This is a genomic window from Vibrio sp. vnigr-6D03 (assembly GCF_002835515.1).
Lineage (GTDB): Bacteria > Pseudomonadota > Gammaproteobacteria > Enterobacterales > Vibrionaceae > Vibrio > Vibrio penaeicida.
Map to the genome: position 1 here is coordinate 17,559 of NZ_PIZL01000020.1, position 20,270 is coordinate 37,828.

23 protein-coding genes and 1 tRNA gene are annotated in these 20,270 nt (G+C 41.2%); 16 read left to right on the plus strand and 8 right to left on the minus strand.

Going from position 1 to position 20,270, the window contains the following annotated elements:
* The first annotated feature begins 146 nt into the window (after positions 1 to 146).
* Together CW749_RS16905 and CW749_RS16910 are read left to right on the plus strand one after the other, a co-directional pair.
* Positions 147 to 1,040 carry a DUF1837 domain-containing protein gene (locus CW749_RS16905; protein WP_101113450.1) on the plus strand — a complete coding sequence of 298 codons (894 nt, stop codon included), beginning with the start codon at positions 147 to 149 and terminating at the stop codon, positions 1,038 to 1,040.
* Positions 1,037 to 3,532 carry a DEAD/DEAH box helicase gene (locus CW749_RS16910; RefSeq protein WP_101113451.1) on the plus strand — a complete coding sequence of 832 codons (2,496 nt, stop codon included), beginning with the start codon at positions 1,037 to 1,039 and terminating at the stop codon, positions 3,530 to 3,532. Before CW749_RS16905 ends, CW749_RS16910 begins: the two co-directional genes overlap by 4 nt.
* On the opposite strand, the gene CW749_RS16915 is transcribed toward CW749_RS16910, so the two are convergent.
* From CW749_RS16915 to CW749_RS16925, 3 genes are all read right to left on the minus strand, one after another.
* Positions 3,518 to 4,375 (minus strand): hypothetical protein, encoded by an 858-nt coding sequence (locus tag CW749_RS16915; RefSeq protein WP_101113452.1) that lies wholly within the window; start codon positions 4,373 to 4,375, stop codon positions 3,518 to 3,520. The two genes, CW749_RS16910 and CW749_RS16915, sit on opposite strands and share 15 nt — an antisense overlap.
* Before the next feature lie 355 nt (positions 4,376 to 4,730).
* Positions 4,731 to 5,231: a hypothetical protein gene (locus tag CW749_RS16920; RefSeq protein ID WP_101113453.1), complete on the minus strand. Its 501-nt coding sequence runs from the start codon at positions 5,229 to 5,231 to the stop codon at positions 4,731 to 4,733.
* Positions 5,221 to 5,568 carry a hypothetical protein gene (locus CW749_RS16925; RefSeq protein ID WP_101113454.1) on the minus strand — a complete coding sequence of 116 codons (348 nt, stop codon included), beginning with the start codon at positions 5,566 to 5,568 and terminating at the stop codon, positions 5,221 to 5,223. Before CW749_RS16925 ends, CW749_RS16920 begins: the two co-directional genes overlap by 11 nt.
* Positions 5,569 to 5,899: 331 nt before the next feature.
* On the opposite strand from CW749_RS16925, the gene CW749_RS16930 reads away from it, so the two are divergent.
* Positions 5,900 to 6,514, plus strand: a complete 615-nt coding sequence (locus tag CW749_RS16930) for an AHH domain-containing protein (protein WP_101113455.1) — start codon at positions 5,900 to 5,902, stop codon at positions 6,512 to 6,514.
* A complete protein-coding gene (locus tag CW749_RS16935) occupies positions 6,498 to 7,106 on the plus strand; it encodes a hypothetical protein (RefSeq protein ID WP_101113456.1) in 609 nt (202 codons plus the stop codon). The genes CW749_RS16930 and CW749_RS16935 overlap by 17 nt, the downstream gene beginning before the upstream one ends.
* A 128-nt stretch (positions 7,107 to 7,234) precedes the next feature.
* Here CW749_RS16935 and CW749_RS16940 read toward each other — a convergent pair.
* Both CW749_RS16940 and CW749_RS16945 read right to left on the minus strand, forming a co-directional pair.
* Positions 7,235 to 7,311: transfer RNA gene (locus CW749_RS16940), tRNA-Arg, on the minus strand.
* 49 nt (positions 7,312 to 7,360) lie between these two features.
* A complete protein-coding gene (locus CW749_RS16945; RefSeq protein WP_101113457.1) occupies positions 7,361 to 8,500 on the minus strand; it encodes a flagella assembly protein FlgT in 1,140 nt (379 codons plus the stop codon).
* Positions 8,501 to 8,658: 158 nt separating this feature from the next.
* Between CW749_RS16945 and CW749_RS16950 the strand changes: the two genes are divergently transcribed.
* Together CW749_RS16950 and CW749_RS16955 are read left to right on the plus strand one after the other, a co-directional pair.
* Positions 8,659 to 9,294 carry a FlgO family outer membrane protein gene (locus CW749_RS16950; RefSeq protein ID WP_101113458.1) on the plus strand — a complete coding sequence of 212 codons (636 nt, stop codon included), beginning with the start codon at positions 8,659 to 8,661 and terminating at the stop codon, positions 9,292 to 9,294.
* Between the two features lie 32 nt (positions 9,295 to 9,326).
* Entirely contained in the window at positions 9,327 to 9,755 is a 429-nt protein-coding gene (locus CW749_RS16955; protein WP_101113459.1) for an LPP20 family lipoprotein, read from the plus strand.
* A 178-nt stretch (positions 9,756 to 9,933) separates the two neighbouring features.
* Here CW749_RS16955 and flgN read toward each other — a convergent pair whose 3' ends face one another.
* The 3 genes from flgN to flgA all read right to left on the minus strand — a co-directional run bounded on the left by flgN (position 9,934) and on the right by flgA (position 11,547).
* The gene (gene flgN, locus CW749_RS16960) at positions 9,934 to 10,359 is read right to left on the minus strand and encodes a flagellar export chaperone FlgN (RefSeq protein WP_101113460.1); all 426 of its coding nucleotides are present in this window, start codon (positions 10,357 to 10,359) and stop codon (positions 9,934 to 9,936) included.
* 35 nt (positions 10,360 to 10,394) lie between these two features.
* Complete coding sequence (gene flgM / locus CW749_RS16965) at positions 10,395 to 10,706, minus strand: flagellar biosynthesis anti-sigma factor FlgM (protein WP_101113461.1); 312 nt, start codon at positions 10,704 to 10,706, stop codon at positions 10,395 to 10,397.
* A 121-nt stretch (positions 10,707 to 10,827) separates the two neighbouring features.
* Positions 10,828 to 11,547 (minus strand): flagellar basal body P-ring formation chaperone FlgA, encoded by a 720-nt coding sequence (gene flgA / locus CW749_RS16970; RefSeq protein ID WP_101113462.1) that lies wholly within the window; start codon positions 11,545 to 11,547, stop codon positions 10,828 to 10,830.
* Positions 11,548 to 11,648: 101 nt separating this feature from the next.
* On the opposite strand from flgA, the gene CW749_RS16975 reads away from it, so the two are divergent.
* The 10 genes from CW749_RS16975 to CW749_RS17020 all read left to right on the plus strand — a co-directional run bounded on the left by CW749_RS16975 (position 11,649) and on the right by CW749_RS17020 (position 20,270).
* Positions 11,649 to 12,575, plus strand: a complete 927-nt coding sequence (locus tag CW749_RS16975) for a chemotaxis protein CheV (protein ID WP_101113463.1) — start codon at positions 11,649 to 11,651, stop codon at positions 12,573 to 12,575.
* Between the two features lie 10 nt (positions 12,576 to 12,585).
* Positions 12,586 to 13,413 (plus strand): protein-glutamate O-methyltransferase, encoded by an 828-nt coding sequence (locus tag CW749_RS16980; protein WP_101113464.1) that lies wholly within the window; start codon positions 12,586 to 12,588, stop codon positions 13,411 to 13,413.
* A 327-nt stretch (positions 13,414 to 13,740) separates the two neighbouring features.
* On the plus strand, positions 13,741 to 14,136 hold the full coding sequence (gene flgB, locus CW749_RS16985) for a flagellar basal body rod protein FlgB (protein ID WP_101113465.1): 396 nt from the start codon (positions 13,741 to 13,743) through the stop codon (positions 14,134 to 14,136).
* A gap of 4 nt (positions 14,137 to 14,140) precedes the next feature.
* Positions 14,141 to 14,557 carry a flagellar basal body rod protein FlgC gene (gene flgC, locus CW749_RS16990; RefSeq protein ID WP_101113466.1) on the plus strand — a complete coding sequence of 139 codons (417 nt, stop codon included), beginning with the start codon at positions 14,141 to 14,143 and terminating at the stop codon, positions 14,555 to 14,557.
* An 18-nt stretch (positions 14,558 to 14,575) separates the two neighbouring features.
* On the plus strand, positions 14,576 to 15,283 hold the full coding sequence (locus CW749_RS16995; RefSeq protein WP_101113467.1) for a flagellar hook assembly protein FlgD: 708 nt from the start codon (positions 14,576 to 14,578) through the stop codon (positions 15,281 to 15,283).
* A gap of 28 nt (positions 15,284 to 15,311) precedes the next feature.
* A complete protein-coding gene (gene flgE, locus CW749_RS17000) occupies positions 15,312 to 16,616 on the plus strand; it encodes a flagellar hook protein FlgE (protein ID WP_101113468.1) in 1,305 nt (434 codons plus the stop codon).
* A 180-nt stretch (positions 16,617 to 16,796) separates the two neighbouring features.
* Positions 16,797 to 17,546 (plus strand): flagellar basal body rod protein FlgF, encoded by a 750-nt coding sequence (locus tag CW749_RS17005; RefSeq protein WP_101113469.1) that lies wholly within the window; start codon positions 16,797 to 16,799, stop codon positions 17,544 to 17,546.
* 22 nt (positions 17,547 to 17,568) lie between these two features.
* Positions 17,569 to 18,357, plus strand: a complete 789-nt coding sequence (gene flgG / locus CW749_RS17010; RefSeq protein WP_101113470.1) for a flagellar basal-body rod protein FlgG — start codon at positions 17,569 to 17,571, stop codon at positions 18,355 to 18,357.
* Between the two features lie 13 nt (positions 18,358 to 18,370).
* On the plus strand, positions 18,371 to 19,147 hold the full coding sequence (flgH, locus tag CW749_RS17015) for a flagellar basal body L-ring protein FlgH (protein WP_101113471.1): 777 nt from the start codon (positions 18,371 to 18,373) through the stop codon (positions 19,145 to 19,147).
* Between the two features lie 25 nt (positions 19,148 to 19,172).
* Positions 19,173 to 20,270: a flagellar basal body P-ring protein FlgI gene (locus CW749_RS17020; protein WP_101113472.1), complete on the plus strand. Its 1,098-nt coding sequence runs from the start codon at positions 19,173 to 19,175 to the stop codon at positions 20,268 to 20,270.

Sequence of the window (20,270 nt, forward strand, 5' to 3'; positions counted from 1 at the left end):
TCTTCAATTTATCTTACGTAGTTCCATTCAGTGCTATTTTTGAGCTATTGCAAATTTCATTATCACTAAGTATGAGTTTTATTGCTTATGGTTGTGGTGTGAGTATTATCCCTCTAGGTTCTTTATGGTATTTGGGAAAACTCTAGATGGGAAGTTCACTGCAAGCACAGTTAAAAAATGTAAGTCAGATCAAAGATATTCTTAAACAGGTTCAGACCTCATTCAAATTACATGATGGTAGAAGAGTAGAAACTCTACTCGTATACCTATCTAGCGTAGAAGACACAAAAACATCGCATGATGCTCTTTTTGAATACATTAAAGCAGGTATTCTTCAAAACTTTGCATTCTCTTATAAAGAAATCCAAAAAAAGTTAGGCAGGTCACCTGAGACTGCGATGGAGGACTTGTTCGACAAAGCGATTAAAAAGCTCAGTAAACATACAGCCAAAGGTGAACTTGGCGAACTCATTTTGTTTACTTTACTGGATGTTTATATCCAAGCTCCCAAATTACTAAGCAAAATTTCTATGAAAACAAACCCTAGAATGCCTGTTTTCGGTGCTGATGCAGTACATGGACAATTTAGGGATGGTGAATTCCGAGTTTATTTGGGTGAATCAAAGCTACACAAATGTTTTAAATCAGCGGCTACAGATGCAACAAGCTCAATTGTTCGTGCAAAAAACAAGTTTGAAGATGAATTTTTGTTATTGGATAGTTATCTTGATTTTCCTAACTTGACCGATGAACTTGAAGAGACAATTTTGAACTCTCTAGATCCTTACAACGAAGATTTAGCAGATAAAATTCACTCTCCTTGTTTTATAGGGTTTACTCAACCAGACATCATTTTTGAAGATGAATCATCATTTTTAGAGCACTACAAGTCACTTTCTTGCCAATATGTGGGTGATTTTTTTCAGAAGGTTGAAAGGCAAGAGCTCGATATCGAAGAAGTCACTTTGTTAATGCTGCCTTTTGGGTGTGTTGACGAACTAGTCGAAGAATTTATCTTGTTCATGGGAATAGAAAAATGAGTTCAATTACAGCAAGACTAGGAAAAAGTATTTTCTCGCACGAAAGCTTTGCGAAGGATCGAAATGACATTTTTGTGCAGTACGTAGAGCAGCTTGTGGGGGAAAAGCCAATATTAGAAAGGAGTTTAGTTAAGCGTATTTTAACATCCATTCAAATATTCCATAAAAGTGAAGATGAGAAACTAAGGAAAGAAGCGACGGCTATACTGGCTATGCTCCTAGATATCGCAGGAAATGACTATCCAGATTTGATTCCTATTGCGAAGAACATCTTTATTAACTCTGGAGATTTTCCGAATGTTTCTTTACTAGATAAAAGGCACCCTAATGTCTATATGAATTATGGTTTCAACACCAGTACAAAGTTTGAACTAAAAAAAGAAATGAACTCCGTAGACGAGCTTTCATTTCCATTAACAGACTTTCAAAGAATGCTTTGGGGAAATTTGGAATTAGATGAAGATGTCGTGACTATTGCTCCGACATCTGCGGGTAAGACTCACATAATACTTACCTATCTTGTAAACAAAGTTATTAATTCAGACGGATCATTTGCAGCGATTATTGTTCCAACTAGGGCTTTAATTTCTGAAGTTTCGAGTAAAGTTTTTGAAATAGCTAAAGAAATAGACTTCGAAAATGAGTTGGAGATATGTACCGTACCAAAAGATGAAGAGTTTAACTCCAAAACTATATTTGTTATGACGCAAGAACGGTTATATGAGCTGATTCAACGTGGTGACTTGAGCTTCGATTATCTATTTATTGATGAAGCACATAATATATCTGATGATAGCAGAGGGGTTTTACTACACTTAACGTTAGAAAAAATCCTTGATGATAGTAACCCTCAAATAATAATTAGTATGCCATCGGAGAGTTATCAGAACGCTTTTGCTGCCGTATTTAATGGAGTCGAATTTCAAAAGGAAATTACTAGGCATTCTCCAGTAGCCAAAATATTACTTTCTGTGGTTACGAAAGGAAGAAATATAGAGATAGAAAGGTTCAATACTTCCGATAAAACTGTGATTCCCAAAGAGTTCACTGGAAATGCAATTGCAGATCTGGTTTTCAGATTAGGTAAAGGGCAAAGCAATATTATCTATCGAAACCAAACAGATCATTGTGAGAACACTGCAAAAGCAATAGCAGATCTCATTGATGACTACGACACGTCACCTGAATTGGAAGAAGCTGCTGATTACATAGAACAGTTCATACATAGAGATTTTACTCTTGCTTCAAGCCTTAGAAAAGGAGTTGCTTTCCATTATGGTCCTCTACCAAGTTCTGTTCGAGTTATGGTGGAGAATTTAGTTAAGACAGGAGATATCAACTTTATAGCTTGTACTAGCACACTTGCGGAAGGCGTAAACTTACCTGCAAAAAATTTGTTTCTTACAAATCCCTTTAGACCTGTTATCGCTCAAAAACCGGAAAGGCTGGAAGATGTAAAAATTAACAATATTACAGGACGAGCAGGTAGAATGGTCGAGCACTTTTCTGGGAATGTTTTCTTGCTAAGCCATGACAAATGGAATTATCAAGATTATTTTGAAGAGAAGGAAGACAAAGAAGAAAAAATCCCGACATATTATAAATCTCTAAATGAAAATTTAACTTCCGTTATTGCTGCATTACAAGGTTTATATCCTCACTCAGATTCTGACCAGTATCGATTTTACACCATAGCTAACAAGTTAATTAAAGAGTTTGAAAATGGAAATTTGGAAGATAGGTTATCCGCTGAGGAACTACTATTAGGAAAAAATGAAAAGGAGTTCTTGCTTCATAATATTGAGAGTGCCCATGATTCACTGAGAATAGCTCCTTTTATACTAGAAGCTAATCCAACTATTGGTTATATACAACAGAATAGATTGTCCCAGTTTTTTGATACTCTAGATAACTTTGATGAATGGATATTACCTCATCCAAAATCTAAAGAATTGTATCGTTCATTGGTTAGGATTGCTTATAAGCTTTTTGATTTTGGTGTGTATATAAGCAGCGATAACTACTCTATAGAGCATGTTGCTATAGTAGCTTCAAAGTGGGTATCGGGAAAAAGCTTGAAAGAGATTATTGCAGAACAAATATCTTATGATAATGATAGAGCCGCAAAATCAAGTATCAATCAGTCAGTAAGAAATGTAATTAAAATAATAAATAATGACATAACGTTTAGGCTGAGAAATGCTCTAGGTTGCTATCATTTGTTATTGACAAATACTATGAAGCTTAAAGGTGTGGATAAAGTATCAGTAAAGCTCCATACATATCTTGAGTTAGGGGCATGTGATGACGTAATGATAAATCTTATAAACTTTGGTATATCTAGAGAATCTGCGAAGGAAATTCAGGAGTCCATTCCGAAAGGTATTGAGATAAAGTCGATTTATGATTTAGTTGCTTTAGTAGAACGAGGGTTACTATCGAATACTCACCCGGTGACGCAAAAAGAAATAAAGTTCTTACTTAGTCAATAAAGGGTTGTCACTCCAAGCAGAGCTCAATAATTTGATTGCTGTACTTTCATCAATGTACTTATTTCTTGTATTGAGCTCACTTCTGTAGTTTATGAAAGCATTCCCAAAGTCCAGATTTATGTTCTGACCATCCTGATTTTTCCCTTTAACTTTCAGAACAGTGCAAGATTCACTATCCGACAAATAGTTTACTATTTCAATTATATTATCTTTAGTCACGATGCTGTCGGGTTTATCTCCACATTCTAGATCTAAAGACAACTGTACATTATTTCCAATATAAGGAGCTGAACTAAGATTTTTGATTAGAGTTGGAGCATCCTCCGCGACATCAATTAGTGATGAAGAGTTAACCTTAAAGTGGAGGCTATTGTATTCTGGTAACTCTAAGAGTTTCGAGAATTCTTTTTCTTTAGGGATAAGTGATAAAGAAATATTATCAGTTCTAAGCGTTTTGAATTGTTCTAATGCGACACTGGCTACAGCCTTTAAGCTGCCGATTGGACCTGTGGTAAACCCTAATACCACTTTTTTATTGGGTACTACACAATAGTAATACGGGTCACCTATAATACCTTGGTTGATTGCTAGTCCAGTAATGCTACCGTCTCTCGTAGCCTTGGTTTGCCAAGAGTTTCTTTCTCGAACCACAGCAATAAAAAACAACTCATCTGATACATGAGCTGCCTTAATGAAGTTCTTTGTATTTCTTACGGTTACGATTCTTGTACTAGCAGATGATTCGTTACTCACAAGAAAGTTAGCGGGGAAATTGTCAAAAAAAGCATCACTTGCATCTATGGAGAAAAATCTTACAGTCACACTTTTTTTAGTTCTACTCATTATAACCTTCCGAAATGACACTGAATTTATATACAGTATTTTAGCTAATTTAACATGTATATAAAACACCAAGCTTCACATTTTACATACTTCATGATAACCCAAAAACGTCGAGAAAGTTTCTAATTTATAAGCTTTTTATTTCACCCTGGCTTCATGATTTTATGTATTTCATGGTGAAAATGAGCGTTGCGATGCAAGTGAGTTGGTCAAAAGTAACCTTTGTAGTGATAAATGTAAGTCCACTTGCCCCACTTTGATAAGTTAAGTGGGGCAAGTGGACTGTGTAATAGTAAATTGTCTTGCAAGAGATATGTTCAAAAATCCTTTTAGCCTCTTGCATATCAAGAGCTTTTTACTCAAAGCTCCCTTTAAGCAATTCGCTAACAACTAGCGGGTTAAAAGGTTTGCTGAATGGAGGCGTGACCGAAAGCAGTTTAAGCTTGTTAAAATCAAGTTTGCTAATGATTTTCGCTAAATCGTTATCGGTATAAAGGCGTTTGAATTTGAGCCATTCATCTAATGCTTCTTTGTCTCCACTTTCGGCAACATAAGCAAGTAGTGCAGTACTGTAGATACCTTCTTCTAGTGCAACGCAGCGTTGAAATGCCATTTTGCTTAGTATGTAAACCGCTGTTCCTACTTGGTCTTTTTCTAGGCTTAATAACCACTCGTTATCGACTTCGTTTATAGAGAATGTATTCTTTCTAGTCTCTCTACACTGACCGTATTTGGTATCTAATACTTCGTATGCAGATTCCATATCTTGTTTCAAGCTTTCTTCAAGCGTCAATGAAAAGGCAGAGCTTGTGCAGAAAAGCGCGATTAAAGACCAAAATATTTTATTAAAGGGCATTGTACACACAGCTCCAGAATTTTTTATCTTCACCTTTGGATAAATCACCCGTTAGATAAGCGATTTCTTCCAATCTTGCACGTTTGATATTGCTGATACCAGCAACCGCTTGAGAGAATTGTTCCCAGTCATACTTAGTCACACCTTTTCCGGCTTTGGGCATCGATATTTTTGGAGTCACGAAAATTTGAAATACAGGGACTAACATAACGATCTTTTCCAATAGAGAACTCATCTCTACTACTCGATTCATTTCTTTTATCGCCTTGACCGTGCGATCTGATGGCGTGAATGCATCAATATTACAGAAGTCTTTCTTAAACCCTTTTACAGCCATAACCTAACCTTTGTTATAAATTTATTACGATTGTACTTCCAGCAAACAAATGCATGTTGTTACATAAATAAGAATAGGAACCACAATCACTGTTTCAGAGGCTCGCTAATTTTAAAGGTTTGCTTAATTGCTGAGAAAAATTAGATTAAAGTCGGTTACTTTCGCCTCCTAATGTGGTGAGTTTACTTGGTGTCACTGTAAATAATCTTCAAACAAATCAATTACATTCTAGGTTGATTTGGTTCTAAACTAGGCTTTCAGATGCTTCAGTATGTATGAATGGTTGTATTAAAGTTCGGCAAGCTTTAATTAAATTTCTGAAGAGGCATATATGAGTAAAGATGTCGTGACCGTTACAACATCAGAATTGGAGAGGGACTTGTTTAATGTTACGGGTGACAAGCAATTCGCAGCAAAACAGGCAAAACAGTTTGAGATATTTTATGCGGGGTCAGTCATAGACTCCATTAAGTATAAACGAGGAATGATCTCCAAAGATGATCTGTTGCTTAGTCAGCATATTAGGTGGGAGCATAACAAAGGTCACAGTTATCGATTGGCAAAGAACATCATTAAAAAGACGGGGCAATGTCGCCCTAAAAACATAGCTGCTCATCATATTGTGTCTTGGAAGGATATCAGAGCCGCAAAATCTAGAATGAGGTTGTCAGCGTTTCGAATAGATATTGATAGTGCCGAAAATGGCGTATTTTTGCCGCGATGGAACAAACATGTTCCTCACCCGAAAATGCTGGAGGCTTACTCCCATTCGGGTATTCATACTTCTTTTTATTACCTGAATGTTGAGCACTTACTTGAAAATACAATCGCTCAGGATGCCGACAGAGAGGACATCATTGAAGTTTTGGAAGATATTGGTGATGATCTAAAAATGGGTCTATTCCCAATAACACGTAAAATAAGGGCAAATGAAATTGCAGGCTAAAGAAGACGCTTTCACTAAAGTATTCGGTATCCAAGCAGATGTAGATAAATACCTATATCTAGAACAAACAAGCCTCTCAGGTTCAGAAGCTATTCGTGATGGTGAATGGCTTATATTTGATGGTTCTTCAAAGTTATCAACTTGGCACCCTATAACGCTCGACTGGCTAATGCATGATGACTCGGCAGATTTGGAGAAGCCAATGGTTGCCGCTTGGGGGAGCAGTACTTTTGTTATTCGTCATGACATAGCACCTAAATTTCAGGAAAAGATGGGGGCATCTTGCGAGTTTTTACCTGTGAATGTTGATAACTCAGTATGGTATGCATTAAATGTTGTTTCTAAACTGGATGCGCTAGACAGCGAATTGACAGAGGTAAACTACAAACCCAATGGTCGAATACATAAAACCAGACCATACAAACGATTCGTTGTCGATCGCAACAAGGTTTCTACTCCAAAGTTGTTTAAGTTAAGTGATACTCCGATAAGCCTATATACGTCGAATGCTGAAAACAGCTTTTTAAACCTAGTGACAAAAAATGAATTCACTGGGCTTAGCTTTTATGAAATCGAGAGTTCCGGCTCGTAATTTATCTACGATATCAAGCTGTGTAGCACTGATTACAGAAAAATAGAAAATTGCTACATGGGCGCTACATGGAGTGACGAAAAACAACAAAGCCTTAGCTTGGAAATAAGCTAAGGCTTTGTTTTGTATGGCGCTCCCGACAGGATTCGAACCTGTGACCTGCCCCTTAGGAGGGGGCCGCACTATCCAGCTGTGCCACGGGAGCAGAGTATTTTTATCATACCTATTTTTCTCCCGATGTTAAGCGTTTGGCTTTAGTCGAAAATTTGTTTGTGCATCACATCGCCAATTTGAACGCTTCGCGCGAGATTAGGTTGATTTATTGAAAGCTCTGCACCTTTATCATAGACGCGCGTTACGGTAAGCGTTATATCACTCTTAGACACGCGATTACGGGCAATTCCGTGCTGATCAACAAAGGCTCCTGTATGCCAAAGCTGCAATACATCGCCTTTTTTCACACCATGACGGCGACCTAGGTCGATGGTTACGGTGTTATCTTTTATCGACACAATTTCTGGCAAGGTGATCTTGCAAGACAGCTCAGATTCCAGATCCAGCATCACATTACGGCTAACACGCATCATCATTTCGCCGTAGGTAGAAGACCAGAAGCGCGCACCCTTGGTGTCTACTTTACTGGTTTTCGGGAAAGGCCAGAGTGCCACTTCACGATAGTTCTTTGTGTACATTTCATTGCCCGTTTTTCCATCGAACACACTTACTTCCATAGCAAACTGGCGGTTAATGGTTTCTCCCCCAAGCAATGAAGATTCGACTGTGGCAGTGAGGTCGGTAATGGCTGCTGTCATAAGATATTGTGCACCCGTGTCCTGTGCCAGCATTTTGACGACTTCTGGTTGATCTTTTCTGATCTCATATTCTGTTGTCCCTACAGAATAAAAGCTCAGTGATTCTTCATTTAATTGGCGGCTGATGATTGTGCCGTAATCTTTACCGAGATAATACATGCTGCCCATAACGGCTTGAGTGGGTTCGAGTATATCGATAAGCCCCACAGCAAATGTCTTTTTATATTGGTCTACATGGCAACCCTTTGCCGAAGGGTAAATATCCACTCTAACTTTTAACCTGACTTTGCCGCCTGAAGTGTCTTCGTTAACGATGCGGACATAACGAACTTCGTGATTGGTAAACTGATATTCCTGTCTTGGATCTTCCAGAAAAGGCTGAATGAAGCTGAGCGTGCCGATGTCGGCACCAGAAAAACTCATTGCTTTATATAACGCATCCTCTATGGCGTGAATTCTTGCTGCCTCTTTTGTTGACACTATGGTGGCATCGCCATTGACTTCATACCACGCAGCATGAATTCCAGTAGAAAAGATCAAACTGAATATCAACAAGATGGTTCGCAAATCGTATTTTTTCATCAGTGTTTTACCATTTGGGTATGTTTTTTGCTAAATACTTGGTTAGCAGGTTTCGGTGAGTTTTTTCTTAGCGAGCAACTAAGGAAAAGCAAGTATTGTTCCAACAACTGGTAAACACGTTGGAGTAATAACACCAAGTATATCCGGAGATGAAGAGAATGAAGAAATGGTTTGTAGTCGCAATGACAATGCTTTTAGCGTCTTGCGCATTTTCACCAATATACGATGGTAAAGACACGTACCCAGGCAGCCGATTTATGCTGATGGATACGCCTCGTCATACCATGGATTTTTTTGTAGAAAGTTTAACTGAGGAGTTGATTCTTTCTAACACCAGCGTGTCGGCGCGTTCACCTATTGCCATTACATCTTTTGTTGATTTACAAAATATGGACACCACGAATTGGCTAGGGAACTCAGTTTCAGAGGGTTTTATTCACCAATTTCAACGTCGTGGATTTAAAGTGGTGGACTTTAAAGCCACTGGTTCTATTCAAGTGACACAAGAGGGCGATTTTGCCTTCAGCCGTGATTGGAAGCAGCTGGCAAGAGAGCAAGATGTTAAATACGTTCTGACGGGAACGATGTTGCGTCAAGAAGGTGGTGTGTTAGTAAACGCACGTGTGGTTGGTATGCAAACCCGTATTGTTGTCGCAACAGCACAAGGTTTCTTGCCAGCAGATCGTATTGGTCGTGACCTAGAAACTTTGAGAAGCATTCGAACTCAGGATGGTGTGATCATTCGCTCTGATCCAGAGATGAAAACGCAGAACACAATTATTCTACGTCCATAGAATTGCCGAAGCAGAGATTTAAGGTGAGAGAGATGAAAAAGTTACTTTTATTGATTACCGTGCTGGTGGCAGTAGGTTGCCAGCCTATTAATAACCGCGGCGAGAATGTTTTAGTTGCCGTAGGGTATGCGAGTATTAGTGAGCAAAGAGGGCGCACAGCCGAAGAAAAGCAGGTACGTGCGTTAAGAGCTTCAAAAGTCGATGCCTATCGTGAACTCGCAGAGCAAGTGTATGGTTTACGTGTTAGCGCACGATCGGATCTTGAAGATCAACGTCTAGGCACCGAGTATGCATCTGGAGCTGTAGACGGTGTGATCCGTGGCGCTGAGGTCGTTAGAACCTATGCTGTAGGTGATAACTATGTAACCGAGCTGAAACTGGATATAGAAAAGATGGATAAGTTACGTGAATACGGTGATGTCCAGCAAGTGCCAATTAAAAAGAAATCGACTCTATTTTGATTGAACACAACCGCTATTCTCTTCTGGGAAATATACTATTGCTCTAACTAAACGATCACATCAACTAAAGTGATCACTTCAAACAAAAGCGGCAACCCTATTAGGTTGCCGCTTCTTTTTAAATCCAGTAATTTTGCTTATATCCAAGAAGCTAGAAAGAAGTCACTTAGGTATAAGTTTACGCTTTGATGTTCGTACCAAGTGTTGAAACCGTATGAGTTTGACCACCGGCATTGTAGGTCATACCAATCTTGCCGCGGCTTTGTTGCATTAGATTATGCAGTTTATTAAAGCTTAGCTGAGCGCGCTGTAATGCGTCACCGTTGATCTCATTCATCTGTTGGCATTCTGCCACGAGAGATTGTACTTGCTTTACTTTATCTGCAAACGCGGCATTAGACTGAAGTTGCTCAACGTCAGTATGTTCGGCAATTCGTTGGTCAGTTTGTTGGAGTTGTGATATTAAGGCGAGTTTTTGCTTCGCTAAGGATTCGATGTCTTTAGAAACACGGTTAGCGATCGCGACTTTTTCCTGCTCTAATAGACCCGAAAGGGATTGAGCATTCTGAATTTGATATTCGAGTAGACTATTTAATGTTGCCATAAATTAAGAAATGAAAAAAAGCTGGACTGCAGCTATTACAGTCCAGCTAGTTCATCTTCAAACTTCACCATATTTTCTGCCAGCTTCTCCGGATCTACAGTGTAGGATCCGTTTGCAATTGCCTCTTTAATAGCAGCGACTTTCGCGCTATCAAAGCTGGGCTCGGCAGCCATGGATTGGTGAAGTTGACCGATCGCTTTGCTTTCTTGGCTAAGCGAGACAGCGTCTTTGCCGCCTTTAGGTTCGGCGACAGAATCAGAACGCGACGTAGCGTTTGAATCTGTGCGGGTTTGAGTGCGGCTGGTTGCCACATTCTGCCCGGACCTTAATTGATCAATGCTTGCCATAGTTTGAGCCTTATTCGCAAATTATAAAGAACCTGTACAAATTATATCGACAAGGATTTGGAATACTTTAACTAAAATTTACTCAAAAGATCGAGTTTTTTCATTTTCCAATTTATACAGATCAAAACGTAACAGTTACTTCTGCAATTCCAGTAACTATAGCATTAATTATACGATTTGATTTGGTATTTTTCACTCTTACTTGTTCGCCTTGAGCGCCATCTGAGAGAGCAGTTCCTTTCGTGGTTATGGTTAACTCCCCTTTAACCGCTTTAATTACAACGCTTTCATTACGGCAAACTACACAAATATCTCGACGTTCGATAACTTCACCTTGTCGGATGTTTTTCTTAAGTTTCGCGCCTGCAACTTGATCGATCTGATTAAAACCATACCGACGATAAGCACGTTGTTCGACAAAAGTTATGCTAATATCTGATTTGTTAACTAGTTCACCTCTGGCTAGAGGACGAAGAGCAGTGACTAACGGGCGCATTAGGGTTATTCGCACCGGAACGTACACGCGCCAATTGTCTTCTACGCACTCAACAAGTACGGTTACATTAGTATTTGAACGAGAATTGGAGGGGGAAGAGGTCACTAAAGGTGATGGACAGCTTGTTGCTTTTATGCGCGAATCCAAGTTAGCTGCGTTAAGATCTAACTTGTCCGATGAGGCTGTCTTAAAGGTTGCTTTTACGTGTGCTTCGGCGGCGTTTTGGATATCCTTGATCTGTTGCTCAGTAGCAGCGGAACAATATAGGCTAAAGAAAGTTAAACAAAAGCCGATACTTTTCCCAAACTTTTTGCAGAAAGCTCTACACTTAGATATGGATTGCATACTGAGAATTACCTTATAATACGCTATTTTGTATGTAATGATCTTGGTTGTTAGATTTTCATTATACTTTACTAGAAAACGCTTGAGATGGAGATGCGCTTATGACGGGTATTCTTGATTCAGTGAATCAACGCACACAACTCGTCGGTCAAAACCGATTAGAGCTTTTAACGTTTCGTCTAATGGGACGTCAACGTTATGGCATCAATGTATTCAAAGTTAAAGAAGTACTCCAGTGTCCCAAGCTGACGTCGATGCCTAACTTACACCCTTTGGTGAAAGGTGTCGCGCACATTCGTGGACAAACCGTTTCTGTTATCGATTTGAGTTTGGCTACTGGTGGTCGCCCAACAACCGATCTGGATAAGTGCTTTGTTGTGATTTCAGAATTCAACCGAACAATCCAAGCATTCTTGGTGAGTTCTGTTGAAAGGATCATTAACATGCACTGGGAGTCGATCCTTCCTCCACCTGATGGCGCAGGTAAAGCTAACTATCTAACAGCCGTTACGAACATAGACAACGAATTAGTCGAAATTCTCGATGTAGAAAAAATTCTGGCAGAGATTTCTCCAATTGATGAGACCATGAGTGAAGACATCAAAGAAGAAATCGCCAGTATTCAAGAAGAGAAAGATATTGTTCGTCGAATTCTAATTGCAGATGACTCTACCGTTGCACGTAAACAGGTTCAACGTGCTATCGAAGGCTTGGGATTTGAAGCTATTGCGGTGAAAGACGGCAAAGAGGCTTATGATAAACTTGCTGAAATGGCGGAAGAAGGTAGCATCTACGAGCAAATTTCATTGGTGATTTCGGATATTGAAATGCCAGAAATGGATGGCTACACATTGACAGCAGAAATTCGCCGTCATAGTGGTCTCAAAGATCTCCATATCATTCTTCATACCTCATTGAGTGGTGTATTTAACCAAGCGATGGTTGAGCGTGTTGGTGCGAATGAGTTCATTGCGAAATTTAATCCTGATGAGCTTGGCTCAGCAGTTAAAGCAGCGGTATCCGGTTAAAGAGAACTGAATGACAGCGATAACTATAAGCGATCAAGAGTATCGCGATTTCAGCCGTTTCCTAGAATCCCAATGTGGGATTGTACTAGGTGATAGCAAGCAGTATTTGGTCAGAAGTCGATTGAGTCCTCTGGTAAGCAAATTTAAAGTTGCGTCACTTTCTGATTTATTAAGAGATGTGATCACAGGTAGAAACCGTGAACTTAGAGTTGCCGCGGTTGATGCAATGACGACAAACGAAACACTTTGGTTTCGTGATAGTTACCCTTTTTCGGTGTTGTCAGACAAACTATTGCCGGAAGTGGCGGCAAACAAGCGCCCAATTAAGATTTGGTCGGCAGCGAGTTCTTCTGGTCAAGAACCGTATTCGATCGCTATGACTATTTTAGAAACACAGTCAAAGAAACCGGGTATGTTATCTAATGTATCTATTACGGCGACGGATATTTCTTCCAGTATGCTGGATGCATGTCGCGCGGGTGTATACGACAACTTGGCACTTGGTCGCGGCCTTTCTCCGGAACGCCGGAAAACGTTCTTTGAGGATGCTGGCGACAGTAAGATGAAGGTGAAAGATAACGTTAAGCGCATGGTTAACTTTCGTCCTCAAAACTTAATGGATAGCTACGCACTTTTAGGTAAGTTCGACATTATTTTTTGTCGTAATGTTTTGATTTATTTCTCACCAGATATGAAATCAAAAGTACTTAATCAAATGGCCGGATGTTTGAACCCAGGGGGCTACCTGCTTCTTGGTGCTTCGGAGTCGTTGACTGGATTGACTGACAAATTCGATATGGTTCGTTGCAACCCTGGCATTATATATAAGCTTAAGTAATCACATTAATAACGTTTCTAAGCCCAGCAATCATTGCTGGGCTTTTTTATATCCTCGCCCCCCACAAACAGGCATTTGCTGACGAAAGACTACGTTAGGTATACACTCAGTAATGACATTCCAAATATTATTGGTCCTAAAGATCGTATGATCTACGAGGATCGTTTCAAAGACACGCACAAAATCCTACTGTTGCATAGCCTTTGGCTCAATATTTGCTTGTATTGAAAGTGTGAATTTATTTTCTTTTGGCTACCTACTAAAACTTGGCACGCAGATTGCAAAATAATTCACAGGTAAGTCAGTTCTTTTTGGTAGAGGCAAGATATGACTATTTCGTTTGATAAAGCTTTAGGGATACACCAGCACACCGTTGGCTTACGTGAGCGCAATGCTGAGGTGATTTCCACCAACATCGCGCAAGCGAACACTCCTGGCTTTAAAGCGAAGGGCATGGATTTCGACAAGGCGCTTAAAGCGGCAAAGTCGGGGGCAAGCTTTGGTCTTTCTCGTACAGATGGTCGGCACATTCATGCCTCTACTGATATTGCAGGGGATACTCTGTATCGATTACCAACACAACCGGACACGGGTGACGGCAATACCGTTGATGTGGATTTGGAACGTAACTTGTTTATGCAAAACCAAATTCGTCATCAAGCTTCACTGGATTTCTTAGGCAGTAAGTTTAAGAACCTAACTAAAGCCTTAAAAGGGGAGTAAGTAGATGAGCTTATTTAATGTATTCAATGTGACTGGATCTGCCATGAGCGCTGAGTCAGTTCGTCTAAATACCACCTCTAGTAACCTAGCAAACGCAAACAGTGTAAGCAGTTCTGCTGAAGAAACTTACAAAGCGCGCCATGCTGTGTTTGGGGCTGAGTTAAACAAAGCGAAGTATAACCGCGACCACAATGTTCCTGTGAAGGTAATGGGCATCATTGAAAGTGATAAACCACTTGATGCTGAGTACAACCCTGAGCATCCAATGGCAAACGACGAAGGCTACATCTTTAAGTCGAATGTTAATGTGATGGAAGAAATGGCTAATATGATTTCTGCTTCTCGTGCGTATCAAACAAACGTGCAAGTTGCAGATGCAAGCAAACAAATGCTGCTGCGTACGCTGCAGATGGGTCAATAGGGATAAGGAGGTAACGTAATGGCCGGAATCAACAATGTTGGTCAGAGCGGCTTGTCCTATGTTGATCAGCTTAAGAGCCTGCAAGAGCAGAATAAGCCTGAAAAAGTAACGGGACAAAACGATCTTAACCAAGAAGATTTTCTTTCGTTGCTCACCAAGCAACTTGCTCAACAGGATCCTTTTAAGCCGGTCAGCAATGACCAGATGATTGCGCAAATGGCTTCATTTGCGACCGTCGATGGTATCGGGAAGATGAATAATCAGTTCGAAAGTCTGAATTCATCCATGACTTCTAACCAAGCGTTGCAAGCATCGTCATTGGTTGGTCGTGATGTACTAGTCCCCGGTGCCGCAGGCATTAAACCTGATAACGCTGGCATGTCTGCCATGGTTAAGGTACCTCAAGCGCTGGACAACATGTTTGTTCGCATTGAGAACGCACAAGGGCAACTTGTCCGTACCCTTGACGTAGGTGCAAAACCTGCCGGTGATAGTAAGGTTGAATGGGACGGATTAGATGAAAACGGTAATCCATTGCCGGGTGGCAAATACAACGTGAAAGCGGGTGGTTTGCTAGATGGGGAGTCGCGTGAATTTGAAGTATCAACTTACGCAAACGTGAACAGCGTGCTCCTTGGTAAAGGTGATGGGAATGTACTACTCAATCTGGCTGGCTTTGAATCGCCAGTTCGACTAGCTGAAGTACTAGAAGTTGGAAAAGCGTAAAGCGCTAGCTAGATAGGAGAATTTTGGAATGTCTTATATTGCTTTAAGCGGGTTATCCGCAGCTCAACTGGACTTGAACACAACCAGTAACAACATTGCGAACGCCAACTCATACGGATTTAAAGAGTCTCGTGCTGAATTTGGCGATGTTTACTCAAACTCAATTTTCACCAATGCTAAAACGGCAACAGGTGGTGGTGCTCAGGCGCAAAAAGTAGCACAACAGTTCCATGAAGGTTCCAGTATTTATACAAACAACCCAATGGATCTGCGAATTTCTGGTACCGGCTTCTTTGCAGTATCGAAAGATCGTTTAGAGCCACAATTGAACGAATTAACTCGTAATGGTGCTTTTCACCTAAACAAAGATAACTACATGGTGACTTCTAACGAAGAGTATCTATTAGGCTATCAGGTGAATCCAGATACTGGTGAGGTTGCGTCTTACGAGCCACAGCCATTAAACATTCCAGCAGAATTCGGTCGTCCTAAACCGACAGAAAATATCGAACTAGGCGTTAACGTGCCTGCAAATGGTGAATTGAAAGATCCAGCATTGTTCGATATTACGGATCCGACGACTTATAACCGTTCCACATCTTCGACTATTTATGACTCTATGGGTCAGTCATATAAGATGACGACTTACTACTTGAAAGATGCTAATCAACCAAACACTTGGCATTCGTACTATACGATGACCGATGGAGATGGTGAAAAGCCTCTTAACATTCAAGGTGGTGATGTGACTTCTCCGACTGGTCACGTGGGTCACACCATTAGGTTCAACAATGATGGTACGTTAGCAAGTATTAATAACGGGACAAAAGTTGTTTCTGAACCGTTAGGAACTGGCGCAGTACCCATTAACCTAAATGGTGCGGATGTAAACCAACAAATCGAGTTTAACCAGCTTGGGGCAACCCAATATGCAGCTCCATTTGAATTGAATAAATTCAATGAAGATGGTGCAACAACAGGCTTCTTGTCTAAGATTGATTTTGATGAATACGGTAGCGTCATGGGCACTTATTCAAACGGTGAAGCGGTAACGTTAGGGCGTGTTGCGCTAGTGCGTGTACCGAATGAACAAGGCTTGGATAAGAAAGGCGGTACTCAGTGGAATTCTACTCAATTATCTGGTGATAAGATTTGGGGTGAATCGAACAAAGGTTCATTCGGTTCGGTAACCAGCGGTACTCTAGAGCAATCGAACATCGATATGACTCAGGAGCTGGTGGATCTGATTTCAGCCCAACGTAACTTCCAAGCGAACTCGCGTTCACTAGAGGTACACAACGGTCTGCAACAGAACATCCTTCAAATTCGATAACATCTTCAATCATCTGTCATTGCCGCTTCATGCGGCAATGCTTGTTTGCTCTGCCGGATCTTTTCCGCTTCTACCTATCTCTTCTATTCTCTTTTCTATATAAACTCTTAAATATCAATTGCATAATAATTGGCACGATGTTTGCATTTTAGCTTTCATAGACTTTTATGGGAGCACACCATGGATCGTTCACTGTTTCTCGCGATGAGCGGGGCAAAACAAAACATGCAGGCAATGCAGCTAAAAGCCAATAACTTGGCTAACGTCAGCACGACAGGCTTTCGCGCCGATTTGGCACAAGCTCGCTCTATGCAAGCATACGGCGATGGCTTACCTACTCGAGTGTTCAGTATGACGGAACGCCCAGGGCAAAGTTTTGCTCAAGGTAGTGTGATTACAACTGGGCGAGATCTGGATGTGACCATAGAAGGCAATGGCTGGATTGCTGTGATGGATAAAACGGGTAAAGAAGGTTTAACCCGTAACGGTAATCTACATATCGATCAAACTGGGTTACTGACCAACAGTTCTGGTCATCTTGTTTTGGGTGAGACGGGTGCACCGATAACTTTGCCAATTCCATTGAGTAAAGTGGAAATCGGTCGAGATGGCACGATTTCTGTTATTCCTCAAGGTGCTCCAGCAGATGCGATTGAAGCCGTCGATAGAATCAAATTAACCAACACGGATAACCGTTCTTTATACAAAGACACAAACGGACTTTTTCGTGGCAAAAATGACAACAATGAATACGAAGCTGATGCAAACATCAAAATTATGACTGGAGCCGTTGAAGGCAGCAACGTGAGTGCTGTAGGCGAAATGACCAGTTTGATTGACTTACAGCGCCAGTTTGAAATGCAAGTCAAAATGATGAGTACGGCAGAAGATATGGACAAAGCGTCCGATTCTCTGTTGCGTTCCAGCTAACCGTTAGAGTGAGGATTTAGTTATGCATCCAGCATTATGGGTAAGTAAAACAGGTTTAGATGCTCAACAAACGAATATCTCAACCATTTCGAATAACTTGGCAAACGCCTCTACGGTTGGTTACAAGAAGAGCCGCGCAGTTTTTGAAGATCTTTTCTACCAAAATATTAACCAACCTGGTGGTCAATCATCTCAGAATACGGAACTTCCCTCTGGTTTGATGCTCGGTGCCGGCTCGAAAGTCGTTGCTACGCAAAAAGTGCACACCAACGGTAATGCGCAAACCACGAGTAACGCCTTGGATCTTATGGTTGAAGGGGATGGATTTTTCCAAATCTTATTACCTGACGGCAACATCGGCTACAGCCGAAACGGGCAGTTTACGCTTGATGGTGAAGGCGCTGTTGTTACGTCTGGATCAGGGTATCGATTAGAGCCTGAAATTGTGATTCCAGATAATGCGATCTCTATTACCGTAGGCAACGATGGTGAAGTATCCGTTCGAGTACGTGGTCAGCAAAACAATCAGGTGGTCGGTCAGATTACTACGGTTGATTTCATCAATCCTGGCGGTTTAGAGCCTATTGGTCAGAACCTTTACTTGCCGACAGGCGCGAGTGGGGATCCTCAAGAAGGTGTGCCAGGGTTAGAAGGTTTGGGTTCGATTCGTCAATCTATGCTGGAAACGTCAAACGTGAATGTAACCGAAGAGCTTGTGAATATGATTGAAGCTCAGCGTGTGTATGAAATGAATTCCAAGGTGATTTCATCTGTCGATAAGATGATGAGCTTTGTAAACCAACAACTGTAATAAGGTGACTGTCATGATGCGTTTACTATTGGTTTTTCTAACATTGGTGATGGCAGGTTGTACGTCTATGCAAAAGCCGGATGGTACCGATCCAAATGCGGGTACAACCGTTGTGGATGCGATAGAAGGCGATAAGTCTAAAGACAGTGGTGGCGGTATCATTGATACGCTGCGCGGTAGAACCGACCCTGTTGCTGGCGATCCGGCTTGGGCTCCCATTCATCCTAAGCAAAAACCAGCGCATTACGCGACAGCAACGGGATCGTTGTTTAACACTCAGCATACCCAGAATTTATATGACGACAGCAAACCTCACGGCGTAGGCGATATTGTTACTGTGAATTTGGCAGAGAATACCAAAGCCGCGAAAAGTGCAGATGCAGATCTGAGTAAGTCAAATGACGCTTCTATGGATCCTTTAAACGTCGGTGGACAAGAGCTAAAGATCCAAGATTATAACTTTTCATACGAATTGAGTAATGAGAACAAATTTAAAGGCAATGCGTCTGCAAACCAATCCAACAGTATTAGTGGTTCTATTACCGTAGAAGTAATCGAAGTTTTAGCGAATGGGAATCTGATTATTCGTGGTGAGAAATGGCTTACTCTAAATACAGGGGATGAATACATCCGCTTGAGCGGCACAATTCGACCGGATGACATAGATTTTGACAACACGATTGCTTCAACTCGTATTTCAAATGCACGAATTCAATATTCAGGCACGGGAAATCAACAAGATATGCAAGAGCCTGGATTCTTGGCACGATTCTTTAATGTATCTCTGTAAGTGAGAGAATTGTCGGAGTTTTGACATGTTAAAGAAATGGACAGTAGTAGTAGCGGGTTTGATGATGCTGGCAGTCAGTTCAGCTCAAGCAGCGCGAATTAAGGATGTGGCTAAAGTTGCTGGAGTTCGTAGCAACCAATTGGTTGGATACGGTTTGGTAACAGGTTTACCAGGCACGGGGGAGTCCACACCTTTTACTGATCAAAGCTTTAATGCGATGCTTCAAAACTTCGGCATCCAATTACCACCGGGTACGAAACCTAAAACCAAGAACGTTGCAGCGGTTATCGTGACTGCCGAGCTTCCAGCGTTTTCAAAGCAGGGTCAGCAAGTCGATGTGACCGTATCATCGATTGGTGCAGCAAAAAGCCTTCGAGGCGGAACACTCTTGCAAACCTTCTTAAAAGGTTTGGATGGTGAAGTTTATGCCGTAGCACAAGGTAACTTAGTGGTTAGTGGATTTAGTGCGACAGGGGCTGATGGGTCCAAAATCGTTGGTAATAACCCAACGGTAGGTATCATTTCTAGCGGAGCAACGGTTGAACGTGAAGTCCCGAACCCATTTAGCCGAGGTGATTACATTACCTTTAACCTATTGGAGTCTGACTTCACAACTGCTCAACGTATGGCGGATGCCGTCAATAATTTCCTTGGTCCACAAATGGCACAAGCGATAGACGCCACGTCTGTAAAAGTACGGGCTCCTCGTGAAGTGAGCCAACGAGTGGCTTTCTTATCCGCTGTTGAAAATGTTGAATTCAACCCTGCAGATGGCTCCGCAAAGATCATTGTTAATTCTCGAACGGGTACCATCGTTGTCGGCAAACACGTTCGGTTAAAGCCTGCCGCAGTGACTCATGGTGGTATGACTGTAGCGATTAAAGAAAATCTCAATGTAAGCCAACCTAATGCACTGGGTGGTGGGAATACCGTTGTCGTGCCAGATACTGATATTGAAGTGTCGGAGCAGTCTGGCAAGATGTTTAAGTTTGAGCCGGGTCTGACACTAGATGACCTTGTGAGAGCGGTGAACGAAGTTGGCGCTGCGCCTTCTGATCTGATGGCTATCTTGCAAGCGTTAAAGCAAGCTGGTGCCATTGAAGGTCAGCTGATTATCATCTAG